We start from the raw sequence: 18,414 nt of genomic DNA on the forward strand, positions 1-18,414 counted from the left end.
ATGAATAGCATTGTCTATTAAAGATCGATGATAATTAGGAGGAATAAAGATGAGCAGGCCTATAGCAGTCGTAGTTTCTAGTTTTACGGACTTAGCAGATCAAAGGAGCCGTGCAAGCGGTAATTTCTCAACAATATGGTTTGGCTCCTGCCATTCAATGGACATTGAGGTAACGGTTGACGGCGTATTAAATAATGATATTACGTTCGGCATGGCAATCGACATTAATAATGGCAACGATGAATTGAAATTTTCTAGTGTCAGAAATGGCTCTCGGTTATCCTATGTTTCTTCTAATACTTTCTATATTTGCAATGTGGCCCCCCTCATAACTCAACATAAAAATTTTACGGTAACAATCAAGCCCGTTTAAACGCTGTCTCGTTAAAAACAAAGGCGCCAGGTCAACTCTACCTGGCGCCTTTGTACTTCTCCCCAGCATTTGCAAAACGAGCTTTTACAATTGGATTAGCGTCATCGAAAGGTCTCGCCCCTGGTTCAAATATAAATTGGGTTATTACTTCGCAACTGCCGGCTTTCTGTTCTGGTTGATATTTATCGGGAATCGGACACATTCATTTTCCTACAAAAAATCAACTTGAAATCGCCAAAAAGCCGCGATATTAGCGACTACTTATCGATGTACGTTCTTGTTTTCCGACAATGTTCCTGTCGGTTGACAAGAACATTGTCCCATAAATAAGGGATCCTCTGACTGCCGCTACAGCCGGAGAATCCCTTATATAGTAACGTGCCCTATAGGCCGACCGAACAACTAAGCTGGAACGTAGGTCAACCTGATCACCTGCTCGCCAATTCGATCGCTTGCCACGAGGCGCAGCGGCGGCCGAGGACCGGCGAAGAACGGCTTGCCGTGACCCAGCACGACTGGATGGAGATAGAGCCGATACTCATCAACGAGACCCAACTCCGTTAGACTGTGCGCCAACTCCGGCCCGGCAACTTCAATCTCCCCTTCATACTGAGCCTTCAGCCGACTTATGGCCGCTTCGAGCTCCCCCTCGATCAGAGAAGCGTTCGGACCGACGGACTTTAACGTCCTCGACACCACCCACTTCGGTTTGCTTTGCCACGCCGCTGCGTATTCCCGTTCCGGCGCATCCCATTCATCATGCTCTTCGTCCCAATACCGCATGGTCTCGTACATGCGACGCCCATACAGGCTACCCGCTAGGCCGCGCACGTCGTCGATGAAATGACGGAATAGCACGGGGTCGGGCTGAAATGCCATGTGGTCGACGAACCCGTCCAGAGACTGGTTCAATGCGAAAACGATCTTTGCCATGCGACTAACTCTCCTCTCTGGTTTTCTAGCACATTCATCATCAGGATTACACGTTCTACATTTTATCATCTAACAACATGTCCGGTTTCTCATGGATTGCTAATGTTCACTTAGATTCATAACAAAACCTCCCATCTAGAAGCTATTAAATCTAGTTTACTTCTTATGGGAGGTTTTCGATGCTTAAATAGGGATCCTATTGCCGTCCCAATCCACAAAAGTTAATTGATCCTTTTGAAGCAAACACCATTCGATAACTGTCCTCACAAGACCTGGTGTAACAATGCGATCATCCCAAATTGGAGTTTGTACTCTCACCCAACCTAGACGAGAATAATTTTCTAATCCTCCAAACTCGATGCCCTTTACCACAATATGTGGTATTCTTTCCTGGTTAGTTTGTGCCACCTGATATGAAACTATAAATTTTTTATCTTCTGAAACGATACTTAGATTGATTCGTCCGTAATCTTCAGCATCTTGTTGGACATTCCAATAGTAAGTCCTGCCGCTATACATCAGCTTCCGTTTGCCCTTTGAATTAACTCCCATCGGTTTGTTCCCTCGCTAATATCATACAAATTCACATTCACTGTATATTCGAGGTAGCCCCAAAATATCCTGCTGGTTAGCGGAAGAGGCTGCCGATGTCGTCAGCAGCCTGATATCATTGCTATCGTTAGAAGTATTAGCCGTAGTAGGCATTTGCCGTGCCCAAATAACCCGAAATGTCCATATGCTGATGAAGTCACAACCTACACGTAAAGGAGCGGGATGTTTATTGGCGGAAATTGCCGTGTCCGGATTTATCGTGCACTCGGGGGATTCTGACTCTGATCATTCTCATAAACTGTACATTACTTCTTGGGATGGAGATCCCGTGCATGTACATGGATTCTCAGGGGATACCTCTTACAATGACGGTCACTCCCACCCCTATGCAGGCTGGACCGAACCCGCGCCAACCGGTGTCCCCCACGTTCACAGATATTTTACGAATACCGCTGTGGTGAACGGGCATTCTCATGTTATTAGAGGAGTCACCGGTCCAGCTGTCGCGCTGATGGGCGGAGGACATTATCATCACTTTGAAGGCGTTACAACGATCAGCGGGTCGCATCCGCATACCCATTCTTATCGTGGCAGCACCGGGAATGAAGTGTCTTCTATGTAAATAAATTAAACGCCCGCTGAGAATAGCGGGCGTTTGAACATTCGGACGGGTCCCTACTTCGTTACCTTACTGTAGTTCCGTTAATGATCTCGAAGTACGGGGCAAGCTTGGAGGCGAGCTGCTCAAATTGTTGCTGTTCTTCTTTAGTCAATTTCTCCTCATGTACGACCCCATTTTCATCGGTGATTTTCAGCTTTAATTGCACCAACTGCTTGGTCAGCTCCATATACGCCTTGAACTCATCATCCGTAAGCTTGCCCTTTGCTGTCTGAAGCATTCCCTCAATCTCTTGATAATCCTCCTGCGAGACGCCGTGCTGTTCAATGGTCGCAGAAGAGCCGAAAATATCATCAGCCAGATAGGAACTAGCAAGCGCTGCAGTAGGAACTAGAATTGCTATAGTGACAATGCCCGCAAGAATGCGTTTTTTCATGGGAGATCTACCTCTCTTTTCATTCATGTAGTGTTGATAGGACTGTCGGACACGTCCATACAAATCGGGTGGGCTTTGCATCGAATCTGCCACCTGGCGAAGCTCTTCACGCAATTCCTTGTCAATGGACAAACTCTTCTCCTCCCGTCAATTCGAATCGTTTGCGGAGTTCTTTCAGTGCCAGATGATGCCTGGATTTCACAGTGCCAACGGGGATTTGCAGAATGTCTGCGATTTCTTCCAGAGCATAGTCGTGAAAATAGCGCAGGATGACGACCACTCGTAGTTTGAACGACAGCTGGCGGACAAGGCTGAATAACTCATGTTGCATTTCAGACTGCAGGACGGCTTTGTCCGTCCAGTCGAACTGTTCGCAAGTCATCTGGCGGTTACGTTCAAAGAGGCGAATTCGTCGCCAGGCCTTTCTTTTCCAATCCTGGACAAGACGAACAGTCATCCCATGCAACCAGAACCGGAATGGCCGGCTCGAGTCGTAATTGTGAAACGACCGCCACATGCGCATGTAAACTTCATTCACGATGTCCTCAATGTCCTGTTTGTAGTAGACGAGAAAAGCAACCGTCCGATAAACGTCTTGGTGAGTCGCCTGATAGACAACCTGAAAGGCCGACTCGTCGCCCAACGTCGCTTTTTCTAGCCATGCAAGTAACTCTTTATCATTCATGGGGGCCCTCCTGAACATGTTACAACCCTTAATTCGCTCCCATGGGGAAAAAGGTTCAGTAAGAGAATAAACTTTTTGAAGATACTCGTCGGGACTTCACCGTTCTCAGCGCTGGCTTCATCTGAACGAGGAAGAAAAATAAAAACCACCGATTATTATGTATCAATCGGTGGTTTCCTACAAAGGGAATATCACGATGCCCACTATGTACATCGATATTCTCCATTCGTCAAAGCGAATTATATCCAGATATGAAATGAAGTTAAGCGACATGGTTGTTCGACTGTCGTCAGCATCACATAGTAGGCATCGATGCCGCAGTCCAACAGGCTGATCGTGTAACCGTGCTTTTTAAGCCGCTTGGAAAAAGCGGAGCAAATATGGAACATGATCGCCGCGTTCCAATCCTTCGTTCTCTACGGCAGCATATGCCCACTCCAACTCGTCTGCCATACAGACTTGTTACTCTTGTATAGCGGTTACAATACCATCATCGAGATAAATATAGCCATGATATTTATATACCCATTGCTCACTTATACCATATTTGGTAGTGGTTTTGTTGATATCATCAGGGCTCCCCCACTTAGAGTCTTCTACCTCTTGAGCCGTCATCCCAATTGCTGGTTCTTTTTTGGCAGCACGCTCAGCCGCTATCACTTCATATTTTATTGTTTCTCGTATTTCAGAATTGTATTTTTCCTTCATTTTTGTAATATCGTCTACTAATAAGCCATTGTAATTGCCGTCTATTTTTAATAGATATGACGCCACCGTTGAAGTATCTTTTTTTGATTCGTAATACTTTGCAGTAGCGTAATAATGAATAGCTGATATTCTTTCATCTGAGCCATCTCTAAGGACCGAATACGTTGTTTCATCTACCGCCTGCGCATACTTACCTCTTTTTACCATTCCAAGCAAATCATCCAGAACATTTATCTGGGATTCCTTTATCTGATCAGAAAGCACACCACTATACTCTTCCGGTATCTTGAACAAATACTCAATATAGAGTGCCTGATTCTTCTTCTTCTTCTGCTGCTGTTGAAGTAAAGCATAAGCATAATTTTGCAACACACTGTATGATGGATGTTCTTTGAAAAATCTGGAGTTCATTATTTTGGTATTTGCCTCAGAATAGTTTTGAGCGAGAATACTATTAGAAATTTGTTGTAATTCAAGTTCAATAGCTTGTCCATTGTCAGTTTTTTCGGTTTCCTGTTGTTCGGCTATAACGGTTTCCTGCGGTTCAGATATTACGGTTTCCTGTAAAGGCACCGGAGAATTTGTTGTGGTGCAACCGCTTAGTACAATAATACTTGCTAAACTTAAACCGATAATTTTTATTTTCATTGTGAACTCCCCTTTGTACCGCGGCGCGACTTCCCTCGCGAGGTGTGACGGCACGTAATCGCTGTTATGAAATTCTTCCCAAATTTATTGCATATTCATCGCTTCACGTACAAACTACGTTAACCCTTACCTAGTGCCTTCTTCGTTAGTGCTCTTTAACTAATATTCGACAATATAAATATTTTCCCTTCAACGTCTCCGATCCGTCCACTTCAAGAACTATAAGCCAGGATTAGAAGATCGGTTATGCTTATGTCATCTATTCCAAAGCAGCAACCTTGAGAACTTTCTCGACATTGCGAACCCCGAGCACTTTCGTGTTCTTTATTTTTTAAGAATTCAGGAACTTTTGAGGTGGTGTAGGGTCTACTTCCATAGAGAGGTGATGTCGTGGGGCTGGATTATTTAAAGTATGTGACAAGCGGAGTCGATCTGGATGCCGCATTGAATGATTTGATGAACGAATACGGAAACGATGTGTGGAATTTCGCCTTCTAGCTTATCCGTCGTTCGGATGCAGCAGACGATATCTGCCAGGAAGTTTTTTTGACGTTGTACGAGAAGCTTCATACCTTCCGCGGTGAATCCAGCATCAAAAGCTGGCTGCTCACCATCACACGTAACAAAACTTATAAATATAGAAGGAACGCGTTTTTTTCTAAAGTCGTTCTAATAGATTACATGACGCGAAAAGATACGGCAAGATCAGCAGAAGCGGAAGTGTTTGATCGGTTGGAAACTCGTCATATTTGGAGCAACGTGTTGAAGCTGCCGCTTCCTTACAGGGAAGTTCTGCTGCTGGAGGTACACTATCAGCTGACCGTTCAAGAAATGGCTAAGATGCTTGATATTGCTGAAGGAACTGTCAAATCACGATTGCACCGCGCACGCAAGAAATTATCGACGTTGTTACAGAGTACATCGAATGGAGGAATCGACCTGTGAAGGAGCAAGAACAATGGAATGAATCTCTCAGGAAATCCCCATTCGTAAAGCCTCGCTTCACTGAAAAGCTGAGGCAGGAGATTATCCATAAGGCCAAGGAAAAACCAAAGGCAAAAGCTCGTCTATTCCGCTTTGGGGCGGCCTTTGCGATTGTTATGTTTTGTGTCGGCGCGCTATTCGCTGCAGATTTGGCAAATATCTTTCCTAAGGAAACCGAATATCTCAAGCCGAATGGCTATAACAGGTCAGAGGAGGTTCGAACCGAATATAGGAGGAATGGTAAAGCGTTATTTCAGGTCTTTCCCGATCCCGATCTGATTGCAGGAGTTCGAAGAGGATATATGATACATTTTACGCAATCATTTGATACTTTTTTCGGGAAAACGCTCGCGATCGAGGCCTATCACCAGGAATCGGGAAAACAAGTTACCGTCTTAGCTCCTGAGACCATTACCGAACCAAGCCCGGGATATGAGAGCTTGGATCGATTCATAATTATGTTCAGTCTTCCTCTTGGCGGTACATGGAGATTCGAGGTCAAGTTGAACGAACGTTTCTACGGCGACTTTGTTTTAGAGATACGTGAGCCCTCGCCTTGGACGGAAACCGGTACTTTCGATATTCCTTATGGTGGTCCCGACGGCAATGCTAATAAATATGTGTTAGTTGGCGAAAAAGATAAAGTCGGATTTATCATTGGTCCATATCAAAACGAAAATGGCGAATTGCTCGATAAGGCACCTATTGTCGCTGGTAAAAGAAATAAATACATGTGGCATTTTTGGGGAAGTAAGGACGAATTCTCAGGCAGATTTAACATCATGGCCGTTAAAGAAGGCTCAACCCGGGAAATTGACATGATTAGTGGGACTCTTAGCGGTCCATTGAATGGCGCCGATGCTCTTACCCCATCCTCTATGGAATTTCCTGAGGCAGGGATATGGCGTTTAAACGCATATATCGATAACAAGTTATTTAGCAGTATTTATGTTAATGTACAACCTTAGAGATCGTTATCATTCAACTACTATTCGAGCTATCCTGCCTTTTAGTTCCGTGAGAAACGGCAGCCGCATTTCATGGTCGGCTGCCGTTGAGTATTTAATGTCCTTAACTTCCATTAGTCTTTGAGCTATTATGGTCCCGAACGTCGCTCTAATGCTTCTGATACCCTCTTATCCTCCGATAGATCGAGGAATCTTTCAAGAGCAGGAAAGGCACCAGACTCGGGTTATAATTACCTTCAATGATCCAAACCCGGCGCTTCCCGTCAATGCCTATATCAAACCCCACCTGCCTAAGCTTGGGGAAACGCTCGCCAAGCCGTTTGGCAGCCAACAGTGCGGTCCGATTGGCTTTGACCAGCATGCTTCGATTGCCGATGCCGACTTGCTTCAATGCTTCGGACACGGGAATAATGCGGCTGGGCACACTCGTGATGAGATACCCTTGCGAAGCCACTTTCGCGTATGAGCCCGTCACTTTCCAAGGAGAAGAAGCGCCTTTTCTTCGCTGCACCATGATTCGGATATCGAACGGTCTGCCCTTAATTTGAGCAAGCTGCAGCCGGCGCTGCACAACATAGCCCCGGGATCTTGTTTTTCCGTTGATCCATTTATACAATCTCCTAGTACCTTTTATCGTGCTCAATTTCTTTTCGTAATGAATTCGATATGCGTTTGCTTTATTGCGGTTAACGAATAGAATGTTCCGTCCAAAGCTGCCGCGTCGCGGCTTCAGCACGACGCCTTGATACTTAATGAGTAGCTTCTGCAATGCGTTCGAATTCAATAGCCGTGTTTCCGGCAATTGGGAAGCCAGAGTAGACGATGCATGCAAGATGCGATATTGCGTCCATTTGTCTCGTTTAATCGACACTGGAATCACAAGCCTTTAAGGAGGATTTACGGCTAGAGTTCAATGACATTTGTATGACTAGTAATCGTTGCTTTTAACGTTAAGCATTGTGACGGACAAAACGCAGCAGGTTCGGTGTCCGCTCTTCAATGACAAAGCCATTCCTCAGTAGACAAATTCTGGCGTTACTAACCCTTAATCCAACTTTAATTAACGGTGTGCAGGGCTCTGCGCTACCTATGATTTGGAAGTTGGTTATTTCTGCTGCTACATTATTGAAGAACAAAATAACAATGTCATCTCTAAATCTTACTCCCATGTCTATCAGCTCACTTTCTTGTTTGTTAATTCCATTAAATGCTGTTAGATCGTATATGGTGAGATATACTTGTCCGATACTTCATAAAATTTTTCATTATTCGAACGCCAAAGAAACCCGCAGCAACGGCCGCGGGTCTTACGCTCAATAGTAAAACGAATCAGTCATGTATTTATTAAGTATTTTCCTATCATTTGCGTGCACTCTTCCCATAACCACGCGGATAAAGTAGGATCGTCAAGCATCCTGTTCCCTTGTGTTTTTTGTTTCCGTACATAATAATCGCCACTCAGTTTAGTATTCGTTTCCGCCAAATAAACTAATGTTTCTGCTCCCTTTTCTGGAGTCGCAAGAAATGGCGAAAAGACTGTCTTTAAAATATTAGCGTAAAAACCCATATATCGACCAAAATCAGAGCTGATGATTCCAGGGTGAAAGTCCGCAAACTCAATTGAATATCGTCTGTGATACTCCCTGAACAACATCCCCGTTATAAGTTTGCTTCGAGCATAAATCGCATGAGACCGCAACCCATTCGTCCTTTGCCAATCTCCCTTGTTTAAGGACGCTCCTTTATGAGAGCGAGAGGAGGTATTCACAATCCGTCCATTTCCTTCCAAATGCGGAGTTAACATCAGAGTCAGCAGAAATGGAGACAGTGTATTCACTTGAAAAATAGGTTCATTGCCATCCACGGTTAATCCACTCTCTGTAGGAATTCCTCCTGCATTATTCGCCAATACATCGATTCTAGAAAAATCATTTAGAAGTTGATTGGCTAGACTCCTTACACTGTTTAGATTAGTAAAGTCAGCTGTGTATGGCTTGACCCCTAATTCCTTGGCTATCTTCTCCGTACGTCCGATTGATCTCCCCACCGGTATCACGCGAGCTCCGCATTCAAATAGCTTTCTAGCCGCGGCAGCACCAACGCCAGAACTTGCGCCAGTCACAACAATAACTTTTCCCTTAAGTAAGGTCATCCGTTCCTCCCACTTAGGACAGCACGCTGCTTAATAAACTTTCGATCTGTAACTGAGGTGAGGAGAAAATCTGCAACACTGGAGCGTGAGATCCTCAATTTGGAAGGCGTCTTTAGAGAAGACGAAGGGACATATTTATTTTTATCGGGTTCATCGGTTAAAGCTCCAAAATAAGCAATCGTCCACTCGAGATTACTTTCGACCACAACTTTTTCCGCTGCGCCCAAATCGGCAAAATCTTTACGAAAAAAGGTATAGCCTAGAAATTTAATGAAAATGTTTGCATAGCTTAAGGATTCGCCTGCGCCATAGGCCATCAACAGCGATAATCGTTTAATATGATTAACTTTCATAGCTTGTACGACCGAACTCATTGCCCGATTTAAAATCTTTCCTCCATTCCCCTTTACAACCAATCCGTTTCCTAACGCAGAAATAACCGCATCATGTCCCCTCATAGCATCCTGCAACTTATGTTGGTCTTCCAATATATTGCCGATTACAACCTTTAGATTGGGGTGACTTAAATCAAGCCCATCCGATCTTCGTACAAATGCCGTCACCTCATGTTTATCGGATAGGGCTTGGTTAACAATATGCCTGCCTACTCCTCCGTTTGCACCTACCACTAATAGTTTCACTTGAATCTTCTCCTTCTTATTTGTTTATGTAGATACTCGCTTACCCGACAATTTCGATGAAATCATACCTGTCTTTGCTTTACCTTCTAGGGTGTTACCGTTAACTGTCACATCAAAATTAAGGTTTAATTTCATGGGTTTCTTCACCTGTTGCTTCCACTTCAATCTGTTTCCGATAATCTCTGTATCTTCTAAGATAGAAACATCTGTTTCATCATCGTCTGCAGTAGCCGTGCCATGAAGTTTATTGTCTCTCACCTTTAGCTCATAGGTCACATGAATTTTACCAATCGCAGTCGAGATTACAACTTTCCAAATGCCATCCATATCTGATTGATGCTTGCTGCTCCCACCCATCTGATGGTTGGATTCCCCTTCCTCCTCGCCTGCATTCGAATGATAATCAACAGGTAAGGCGCCCGAATTCCTCCAAACCGTTCCTCGTTTCTCATACTGGAATAGCTTTTCCACTTCATGAGCGATCCTTGGACCAAACTCTCTATCAACAACATAGATTGCAAGATCTAAGCCAGAGGTTACTCCAGCGCCAGTAATTAAATCTCCATCGTCCACAACTCTAGCATGAACAGCATTTGCGCCGCTTGCGGATAGTAAATCCATTCCCATATGATGGGTAACAACGTTCCTGCCTTCCAGTACACCTGTCATGGCCATCAGCATAGAACCGCCGCACACCGATGTCACTAAAATTTCCGGGTCGCTTATGGCCTTTTGGATGAGTTCTCCCAACTCCGTTTCAGAAGCCTTTTTCAATCTCATGGGAATGGAGTCGGGGTCTCCCTCAATTAACGACCCTGCCGCACCCGGCAATAAAATAATTCCCTTCTTTGAAAGATCTAACTTCCCTTCAACCTCCATGGGGTAATTATTAACGCCGCTTCGAATTAATTTGTGGCCATCGACACTTACAAACCGAACGTTAATTTCCTCTTTCGTTACTTGGCTCGCTGCAACAAATACTTCATAGGGGGCGACGACATCCAATAAATCAAACCCGTCAAATAAAACGACTTGAATGTTCATTTTTACACCTCTCTTAATAAAAATATCAATTAAGCTATATTATTCGGACCGGACCGTCCGGTTCTTTTTGATTATAACATGATAATTATCTATTTTCCCTTTAAAATATGACTGCTTTTCAACATCTTCACGAAGAACGATACGAATAGCCGTTTTGTAAAGTCCGAATAGCCATAGGGCGTGGTTCAAGCTCAAAGAACAATCCTTCATCGCGAACCTTTAATGGTCGAAGGATTGTTCTCGTCACCTAGCTGAGATTGAATATCCGCAAGCTGTCCGCTTCCGTATGCTCGAGGATTTCGATATGGAATTCTAGGTTATGATTATTTGGTGCCGGTCATGGCGATGCCTTGGGTAAAATACTTCTGGAAAAAAACATATAAGAAAAAGATCGGTAAAAACGTAAGCACCATGCCCGCGCTAAGCGTGTTCCATTTGATGTCGTATTGCGTGCGCGCGATCGAGGTCAACGCCAGCTGAAGCGTCTTCATATCCGCGCTGTTCGTGACGATGAGCGGCCATACTAGATCGTTCCATCTGCCCATGAAATCAAGCACCATCAGCGTGCTGATCGCCGGCATGCAGAGCGGAATGAACACTTTGGCGAAGATCATCAGATCCTTGGCCCCGTCGATGCGCGCCGCCTCGATCAGATCGTCGGGAATGCCTTGCGCGAATTGACGAATGAGGAAGATGCCGAACGGGCTTGCCAGCCCCGGAACGATCAAAGCCAAGAACGTATTGATCCATCCCAAGTCGGACAACAGCACGAATACCGGAATGAGCGTGATTTGTCCGGGTATCATCATCGTGGCGAGCACGAACAGGAAAAGCGCCCGATTGCCCTTGAAGCGATACTTCGCGAACGCGTAGCCGGCCAGGCTTGAGAATAGCACCGCCAGAAACGTCCCCGCGACGGCATAAATCATCGAGTTCCCGAAATAACGGAATATGCCGCTTTCGTTGATCAGCTCCGCGTATCCGCTGAACGTCAGAGGCAACGAGAACAACTGCGGCGGATAGGTCAGCGCTTGTTCGTACGTTTTGAACGAAGTAGCGAACATCCATACGATGGGGAACAAAGAAGCTATGGCGCCTATCAACACGAATACGTATAATGCGAATCGGATCGCGCGGATTCCGAACAGTTGATTCACGGTGAATCCTCCTCTCTCCCCAGCCAGCGGAATTGAAGCATGGTAAAGCCGATCAGAATGACGAACAACACCCATGAGATCGAGGATGCATAGCCGATCCGCATATCCCGAAACGCCGCTTGCCAGATATAATAGCCGACGACCTGCGTTTTGTGCATCGGTCCGCCTTGCGTCATGACGTAGATGGCGTCGAAGCTCTGAAAAGCGCCGATCAACCCCAGTATCATCAGAAACATGATGATCGGCTTCATCAGCGGCAGACGAATATGATACAGCTCCCGCCAATAATTCGCGCCGTCTATCTTCGCGGCTTCCCTGACGGCTCCCGGCATGGCCAACAGCCCCGCGGACCAGACCGTAATGTTGTAGCCGAGCGTCTTCCAGATGACCATCATGATGATGCTGACCATCGCCAGCTTAGGATTGCCCAGCCAAGATTGCGGCTCTAGTCCAACCAACGACAGCGCGTAATTAAGCACGCCGAAGTCGGGATTGTATATCCAGGAAAAGATGAGTCCCGCGATCGTGATGGATAAGATGACGGGGAGAAAATAAAAGACCCGCATCGCCTTCTGCATCGCGAACCAGGATTCCGTTATGATCAGCGAGATCACCAAGGAGAGCAGGAGCGCCGGTATCAGGGAACCGAAGCTGTAATAAACGGTCTGGCCCAGCGACGGCCAGAAATATCTGTCGCTCGCGAACAGTTCCTTGAAGTTCTCAAGTCCGATGTACTCCGATTGATCCGGATTCACGAAATTATAATCCAGAAAGGAAAGCCGCACCGCCTGGAGGATCGGGTACACGGTAAACACGCAGAGTATGATAAGCGACGGCGCCAAAAAGAAATAAGGCGTCGGATTGATTTTGATCTTGCGCCGAATGCCGCCTGCCGCAGGCGTTGGGCTTGATTCTTGCTCCTTCATTCTGTAACCCCCTGACTTTGAACATAGGGCGGAAGAATAGGAACGCCTATTCATCCGCCCGCTTGTTCGCTTTCGATATACCCGCTTATTTAGGCAGCTTGTCGATGATGTCTGATTGCGTGATTTTCACCAGGTCCGAAAGTCCGGCTTTGTTGTCTTTGTCCGTCATGACGATTTCCTGCAAGCCTGAATTCATGATGTCCCAGCTCCACTTCCCTTGGTCAAGGAACGCGTCGAACGAGCGCGCGTATTCCATTTGGCGCTGCACGGTCGCGATCATCTCCGACGGCTTCCAGTTCGCATCGCCGGTCGCGGCCTTCCACGCCGGGAATCCAGAGAAGTCCGAACCACCGTAATCCGCGAGCTCGAGCGACGTCGACTGGCCGGATAATGCGGTTTTGATGATGTCCCACGCAATATCCTTGTTCTTCGATTGCGACGAAATGACCCAGCCGCAGGCATTGGACCATACGCTGTGCGTATCTCCAGCAGGAACAAGAGCGACGTTGTAGGCCAGATCGGGCTTGGCGGAGAATGTCGAGAAGTTCCAGGCTCCGTCGAGGATAATGGCCGATTTCTGGTTGGCGAAAGCCTCGCGGTAGCCTAACCCCCCTTGCAACCCGGGGGGAGGAGAGACGTTAAACGTTGACACCATATCCTTGAGGAATTGGACGGCATTCTCGCCTTGCTCCGAGTCGAACAATGCTTTCGTCGGCTGCGTCGGATCGTCGAACGTCTCGCCGCCGTTGCTCCACAGATGGCTCAGGAATACCCGTACGTATTCGTCAGCCTGGAAGCCGTATTGAGTAATCTTGTTGCCGTCCTTTTTGGTCAGCTTCCCGGCGCTTGCCGCCAAGTCCCCCCAGGTCCAGTCGTCCGTCGGATACGCGACTCCGGCATCGTCGAACATCGTTTTGTTGTAATACATGATTTGCGGCTGAATGATCGGCGCCCAGTTATAGATGTTATCCTTGTACATGCCAAGGCTCGCTTCGTAGAGCTGGTCCGCCGTGATACCGTCCTTCTCCATCCTATCGCCGATCGGCACAATCATATCCTTCTCCACGTAGGAAGGGATGTCGGGATTGGCCACGAAGAATATATCGGGTGCGTCTCCGGACGCGTATTGCGCAAGCAATCTTTCATTGTAGCCGGTCGGGAGAAACTCCAGCGTGATGTTTACGTTCGGATTGGCGTCCATATAGTCCTGAATGGCTTTATTGTTGACGTCGATTTCGTTCTGGGCGGGCGTCCAGGCCATGATTTTGATATTGACCTTATCGCTTTTGCTTCCCGTATTTCCGCTGCTCTCTTCTTCATTACTTCCCTTACTGCAGCCGGATAACACGAGGCTGACCAACATCATGGCAATCAGTAGCATTCCGATGGTTTTCCCTTTTACATGCATCGACACTGATCATCTTCCTCCTGTAGTGAAGCATGATTGGTATAGCGCTTTCATATATGGGAGTGGAAAGAGAAGTGCGACTATCGCGCCGTCTCCACTTTCACTCTTTCCCCTTTTTCATAGGCGCGGATGGCTGCGTTCGCAATCACGAGCGCACGATGTCCGGCGCGGGCATGCACGGGTGGCTGCTCCCCTGCAAGGAATGCCTTCAGCATTGCGTCGACGTGTTTATCCATCGATTGATGAAAGCTGCGCTCTGAATCGTTGAAGTACCCCGCTTCCCAACTTTCGCCGATTTCGCTCCCGGCCGGATGGAAGGTATATTTTTTGACCGTATCGTGGATGACTGCCCGTCCCTTGGTTCCATCGATCTCCAGCCGATGGGTATCCGGGTAAGCGTAGGAAGAATCGTACGTTCCGATCAGGCTGCCAACCGCGCCGCTGGAAAATTTAAGCGCAAGCGCCATCGTCCGGAACCCGCCTCCGGTCGCGTCGGTCATCTCCGCCGATACCGCTTCTATAGGACCGCACAAATGCTCCAGCGTATCGAAGCCGTGGCACTGGGTCTCGATCAGATTCGCATGGGGATGCGAGCTTGCGCCTTCGCCGCCGAATCTCCACGACGCGAACGTACACTGTCCGAGCCGGCCCGCATGAATCGCTTCGCGGGCGAGCACGACCGGCTTGGCATAACGGTGATTGAAGTTGATCCCGAAGAACAATCCCCGCTTATCAGCCTCGTTGATCAGAATGTCGGCTTCCTGGAGCGAGAACACGAGAGGCTTCTCCACGAACAGAGACACGCCCGCTTGAATCACTTGCAGCGTCGTTTCGTAATGGCCTTGATTGGGGAGGGAGAGACTGATCAAGTCAGGCTGCTCCTTCTCGATCATGACGAGCAAATCCGTATACGGCTTCGCGCCGTATTGCGCCGCGTTCCGGCTCGTTTTTACCGGATCCCGGCCAACGATCGCGCAGAAGTCCACATCGTCGCGGGATGAGAAGATTCTGGCATGCTGCCTTCCCCATCCGCCCGACCCGACTAAGGCTACCTTAATAGCTGCATCGTCCTTCATTGCTCGATAATCACCTTTCCGGTGTTGCCCTTGAAAAATATCTCATAAGCTTTCTGCAATTCGCCAAGGCTGTAGCGGTGCGTAATGATCGGCCGCAAGTAATCCAGATGCTCCTTGATCAGCTCGTGATTGGCCTGCAGATCCTCGTATCTGAAATATTCGCTGCCGAGCACGGTACGCTCCGTCGCGATCAGATCCTCGGACACCTTCAGATTAAGGGCTTCGCCATGCCCCACGCATACAAGCGCTCCCGGCTTGCGCAGCGACTTCAGCATGATATGGCGCGCTTCCGTCTTGCCGCTGGTATCTACGGCAAGGTCGAAGCCGTCCAGGCCGGAGGATCGCGTGACGTCCGTCAAGCTTTCGCGGGATAGATCGACCGGTATCGCTCCCAGCTTTGCGGCCAAATTCAGACGGTATTCATTATAGTCTGTCACCAGGACCGGGATATCGCCGAGCAACAGTTTCATCATCGCCGCGACGCCAAGCCCGATCGGTCCGGCGCCGGCGACGACGGACGATTGAATGACAGGGATGACCTTTTGGCCCCGCTTGATGGCATGGCCTCCGGTTCCCATAATATCGAGCAGCATCGTAGCTTCCGTTAAGGGCAGAGATGGATCCGTCTCAAAAAAGACGTTTTCGTTCACGGTTATATAGGGCGCGTAGCCGCCGTCATGCGAGAAGCCGTAATCGGCCCTCTTGTTCAGGCACAAGTTGCTGAGGTCGGAGACGCAATTGCGGCAGCTGCCGCAATATCCCATCAGGAACACTACGCCCTGAGCGCCGATTGGCGTCTTCGTTCCGGGACCGGCTTGCGCCACGATGCCCGCCGCTTCATGGCCTGGCACGATTTCCGTGCCGTGCTGGAATTGCCAGCGGTCCGAACCGCACAGCGCATTCGCCTTCACGGCTATCAGCAGCTGCCCGGGTCCCGGCGACGGGATCTCCTTCTCGCCATATTCGATTTTGCCTTCGCCAACGAACTTCGGAACCGTCATCATGCGATCCAAATTAGATTGATTCATAGTTTGCAAACCTCGTTTGTGTTTTGTGTTTGATAATTCCGCTTCGCGTAAGATCGTCAGCCCTATTATTCGAAGCTTGCTTCGGTGATCTCTTGACCGTAAAATATCGCGGAGTCCACGATTCGTCTAATGCGTTCCAGCGGAACCTTGGGACGGCGATCGAACGTCAACAGTCCGTTCGTCTCCTGTTCCACATCCGTCAGTTGCGTGTAGCAATAGCCCTGTACAACGCCGGACCGCTCGAACGAGCCCAGTATCTCCTCCAGCTTCGCCATAAATTGTTCGTCGTCCGAAGCTCCCGTGTAACCCCAGCCGCCCGTGCCATACTTCTGATACCTGATGCCTCCGCATTCAGAGACGATAACGGGCTGGCCCGCATAATGAAACTCGCCCACGGACATCTTTCGGTTATAAGGAATGCCCGCCATAAGAGACTCGACGGAACGATACCGGGAGAGGAGCGTTTCTTTATTCGAATCGTAGTCGTGCAGGCTGAACAGATCCGTTTTCACCTGTTCCCAACCGTCGTTCGAGACGACGGGTCTTGTGTAATCCAGCGATTTGGTCAAATAATACAAGGCCATCGCATGATGCTGCTCGCATTCGACCGTCTGGATGTTCGGCGCGCCGAAGCTTTCATTCATCGGTACCCATACGACAATGCAGGGGTGGTTATAGTCGCGCACGATCACGTCATGCCATTCCCGCATCATTCTTCGCACCGTCTCCGCCGAAAAGTCATACGCGTTGGCCATCTCCCCCCATACCATTAGGCCAAGCTTATCGCACCAATACATGTAGCGGGGATCTTCGACCTTCTGATGCTTCCGTACGCCGTTAAAGCCCATCTCCTTCGTCAGCTCAATATCCCGCCGGATCGTGTCGTCGCTTGGCGGCGTCAGATTGCCGCCCGGATAATATCCTTGATCCAGCACGAGCTTCATAAAGACGGGTCTGTTATTGAGGCAGAACCGTCCGTCCTCGATGGATACCTTGCGCATGCCGAAGTAGCTCGCTACCCGATCCGTCACGCTTCCGTTCTCCGACAATTCGAATTCAACCTCGTACAAGTTCGGATGGGAAGGCGACCAGAGCCGATCCTCTCCGCAGCCGTACCATGAGCCCAACCCGATGGCGCGGTTCTCTTCTTGTCTGCGAACGACAAATCGTTCTTCCGCCACAAGCTCGCCGTCATACTTTATAACGGTTCTCATCGTAAGCTGCCGATGCTCTGCGTTCTTGAACGTATAACCGATACTGATTTCGTTTCGTTCGATATTCGCGCTGAAGGTCACATGGTCCAGTCGCGTTTCCGCCACGGCTTCCAGCCATACCGACTGCCAGATCCCCGTCGTTCGCGTATACCAGATCGCTCGCGGTTTCTCTTCCCAATATTGCTTGCCTCTCGGGATGTGCGTGCTGCTTCCGGGATCGTACGCTCTGACGACCAGCAAATTGGTGCCGTTTGCCAGCAACTCCGTAATATCGGCCGAGAAGGGCGTATGTCCACCTTCGTGAGTTACGGCGAGTTTGCCGTTCACCCAGACATCCGCTTCGTAATCCACGGCTCCGAAATTGAGGATGATTCGTTTGCCATCATAGGAGTCTGGCAAGCTGAAATTCCGCCGGTACCAAACCACGTCGTGAAATCCCATGTCCTCCACGCCGCTCAGCGGACTCTCCCATGCAAAAGGCACTTGGATGACCTTCGTAAAATCGCGCTCGCCTTCCTGCCACCGTTCCTTCAATCCGACGGACTGATCGTCGAAGTCAAACGCCCAGGCCCCGTTCAGGCTCATCCATTCGTCTCTTCTGAATTGCGGCCTCGGATAGTCCGATCTGGGAATTTCCGCTAACATATCTCTACTATTATTTCTCTGTTCATTCGATGCTGCTCTAGATTCCGAGTCCATGGCCACCCCCCCTTTTTTTTCACAACCCTTTAGCAGAGCTGATTCTGCATGGAAATTAGTAGCGCTTACATGAATAATGATATAATATCGATCAGGAGAATCCTTGCATATTCCTATTATCCTCTTGTCAAAAACACTTATCACATACCATGAAAGGGTGGAC

At 48.2% G+C, this 18,414-nt stretch carries 19 protein-coding genes; 4 read left to right on the forward strand and 15 right to left on the reverse strand.

Translation table 11 applies throughout. The annotated features are described in order from the left end of the window. Nucleotides 1-49 precede the first annotated feature (49 nt). On the forward strand, nt 50-373 hold the full coding sequence (locus tag ACFO1S_RS24655; RefSeq protein WP_204602364.1) for a hypothetical protein: 324 nt from the start codon (nt 50-52) through the stop codon (nt 371-373). A gap of 402 nt (nt 374-775) precedes the next feature. Here the strand turns inward: ACFO1S_RS24655 and ACFO1S_RS24660 are convergent, their stop codons facing one another. Both ACFO1S_RS24660 and ACFO1S_RS24665 read right to left on the reverse strand, forming a co-directional pair. Beyond that, on the reverse strand, nt 776-1,306 hold the full coding sequence (locus ACFO1S_RS24660; protein WP_204602362.1) for a dihydrofolate reductase family protein: 531 nt from the start codon (nt 1,304-1,306) through the stop codon (nt 776-778). Nucleotides 1,307-1,489: 183 nt separating this feature from the next. Continuing rightward, nucleotides 1,490-1,858, reverse strand: coding sequence for a hypothetical protein (locus ACFO1S_RS24665; protein ID WP_204602360.1), 369 nt, complete (start codon nt 1,856-1,858; stop codon nt 1,490-1,492). A 190-nt stretch (nt 1,859-2,048) separates the two neighbouring features. Between ACFO1S_RS24665 and ACFO1S_RS24670 the strand changes: the two genes are divergently transcribed. Continuing rightward, the gene (locus tag ACFO1S_RS24670) at nt 2,049-2,480 is read left to right on the forward strand and encodes a YmaF family protein (protein WP_204602583.1); all 432 of its coding nucleotides are present in this window, start codon (nt 2,049-2,051) and stop codon (nt 2,478-2,480) included. Nucleotides 2,481-2,541: 61 nt separating this feature from the next. Here the strand turns inward: ACFO1S_RS24670 and ACFO1S_RS24675 are convergent, their stop codons facing one another. The 3 genes from ACFO1S_RS24675 to ACFO1S_RS24685 all read right to left on the reverse strand — a co-directional run bounded on the left by ACFO1S_RS24675 (nt 2,542) and on the right by ACFO1S_RS24685 (nt 4,954). After that, nucleotides 2,542-3,045: a DUF3600 domain-containing protein gene (locus tag ACFO1S_RS24675; RefSeq protein WP_204602358.1), complete on the reverse strand. Its 504-nt coding sequence runs from the start codon at nt 3,043-3,045 to the stop codon at nt 2,542-2,544. Continuing rightward, nucleotides 3,035-3,598 carry a sigma-70 family RNA polymerase sigma factor gene (locus tag ACFO1S_RS24680; RefSeq protein WP_204602356.1) on the reverse strand — a complete coding sequence of 188 codons (564 nt, stop codon included), beginning with the start codon at nt 3,596-3,598 and terminating at the stop codon, nt 3,035-3,037. Before ACFO1S_RS24680 ends, ACFO1S_RS24675 begins: the two co-directional genes overlap by 11 nt. Nucleotides 3,599-4,060: 462 nt before the next feature. Further along, nucleotides 4,061-4,954, reverse strand: coding sequence for a hypothetical protein (locus ACFO1S_RS24685; RefSeq protein ID WP_204602354.1), 894 nt, complete (start codon nt 4,952-4,954; stop codon nt 4,061-4,063). Between the two features lie 501 nt (nt 4,955-5,455). Here ACFO1S_RS24685 and ACFO1S_RS24690 point away from each other — a divergent pair. Next, complete coding sequence (locus ACFO1S_RS24690) at nt 5,456-5,899, forward strand: RNA polymerase sigma factor (RefSeq protein ID WP_378127802.1); 444 nt, start codon at nt 5,456-5,458, stop codon at nt 5,897-5,899. Further along, nucleotides 5,896-6,906 carry a DUF4871 domain-containing protein gene (locus ACFO1S_RS24695; RefSeq protein ID WP_204602352.1) on the forward strand — a complete coding sequence of 337 codons (1,011 nt, stop codon included), beginning with the start codon at nt 5,896-5,898 and terminating at the stop codon, nt 6,904-6,906. Before ACFO1S_RS24690 ends, ACFO1S_RS24695 begins: the two co-directional genes overlap by 4 nt. A gap of 148 nt (nt 6,907-7,054) precedes the next feature. Here the strand turns inward: ACFO1S_RS24695 and ACFO1S_RS24700 are convergent, their stop codons facing one another. The 10 genes from ACFO1S_RS24700 to ACFO1S_RS24745 form a co-directional block, all read right to left on the reverse strand. Continuing rightward, nucleotides 7,055-7,786 carry a YheC/YheD family protein gene (locus ACFO1S_RS24700; protein ID WP_378127757.1) on the reverse strand — a complete coding sequence of 244 codons (732 nt, stop codon included), beginning with the start codon at nt 7,784-7,786 and terminating at the stop codon, nt 7,055-7,057. A 453-nt stretch (nt 7,787-8,239) separates the two neighbouring features. Beyond that, the gene (locus ACFO1S_RS24705) at nt 8,240-9,058 is read right to left on the reverse strand and encodes an SDR family NAD(P)-dependent oxidoreductase (protein ID WP_204602348.1); all 819 of its coding nucleotides are present in this window, start codon (nt 9,056-9,058) and stop codon (nt 8,240-8,242) included. Beyond that, a complete protein-coding gene (locus tag ACFO1S_RS24710) occupies nt 9,055-9,699 on the reverse strand; it encodes an NAD(P)-dependent oxidoreductase (RefSeq protein WP_204602339.1) in 645 nt (214 codons plus the stop codon). The genes ACFO1S_RS24705 and ACFO1S_RS24710 overlap by 4 nt, the downstream gene beginning before the upstream one ends. Before the next feature lie 24 nt (nt 9,700-9,723). Continuing rightward, nucleotides 9,724-10,743, reverse strand: coding sequence for a DJ-1/PfpI family protein (locus tag ACFO1S_RS24715; RefSeq protein ID WP_204602337.1), 1,020 nt, complete (start codon nt 10,741-10,743; stop codon nt 9,724-9,726). A gap of 323 nt (nt 10,744-11,066) precedes the next feature. Continuing rightward, complete coding sequence (locus tag ACFO1S_RS24720; protein ID WP_204602335.1) at nt 11,067-11,900, reverse strand: carbohydrate ABC transporter permease; 834 nt, start codon at nt 11,898-11,900, stop codon at nt 11,067-11,069. Then, the gene (locus ACFO1S_RS24725) at nt 11,897-12,826 is read right to left on the reverse strand and encodes a carbohydrate ABC transporter permease (RefSeq protein WP_204602333.1); all 930 of its coding nucleotides are present in this window, start codon (nt 12,824-12,826) and stop codon (nt 11,897-11,899) included. The genes ACFO1S_RS24720 and ACFO1S_RS24725 overlap by 4 nt, the downstream gene beginning before the upstream one ends. Before the next feature lie 85 nt (nt 12,827-12,911). Continuing rightward, nucleotides 12,912-14,234 (reverse strand): ABC transporter substrate-binding protein, encoded by a 1,323-nt coding sequence (locus tag ACFO1S_RS24730; protein ID WP_378127803.1) that lies wholly within the window; start codon nt 14,232-14,234, stop codon nt 12,912-12,914. 80 nt (nt 14,235-14,314) lie between these two features. Next, on the reverse strand, nt 14,315-15,310 hold the full coding sequence (locus ACFO1S_RS24735) for a Gfo/Idh/MocA family protein (protein ID WP_204602329.1): 996 nt from the start codon (nt 15,308-15,310) through the stop codon (nt 14,315-14,317). Then, nucleotides 15,307-16,338, reverse strand: coding sequence for an alcohol dehydrogenase catalytic domain-containing protein (locus tag ACFO1S_RS24740; RefSeq protein ID WP_204602327.1), 1,032 nt, complete (start codon nt 16,336-16,338; stop codon nt 15,307-15,309). The genes ACFO1S_RS24735 and ACFO1S_RS24740 overlap by 4 nt, the downstream gene beginning before the upstream one ends. Before the next feature lie 65 nt (nt 16,339-16,403). Continuing rightward, a complete protein-coding gene (locus tag ACFO1S_RS24745) occupies nt 16,404-18,137 on the reverse strand; it encodes a glycoside hydrolase family 2 protein (RefSeq protein ID WP_378127759.1) in 1,734 nt (577 codons plus the stop codon). Nucleotides 18,138-18,414: the final 277 nt, after the last annotated feature.

The organism is Cohnella boryungensis (assembly GCF_042651945.1).
GTDB classification, from domain to species: domain Bacteria; phylum Bacillota; class Bacilli; order Paenibacillales; family Paenibacillaceae; genus Cohnella; species Cohnella boryungensis.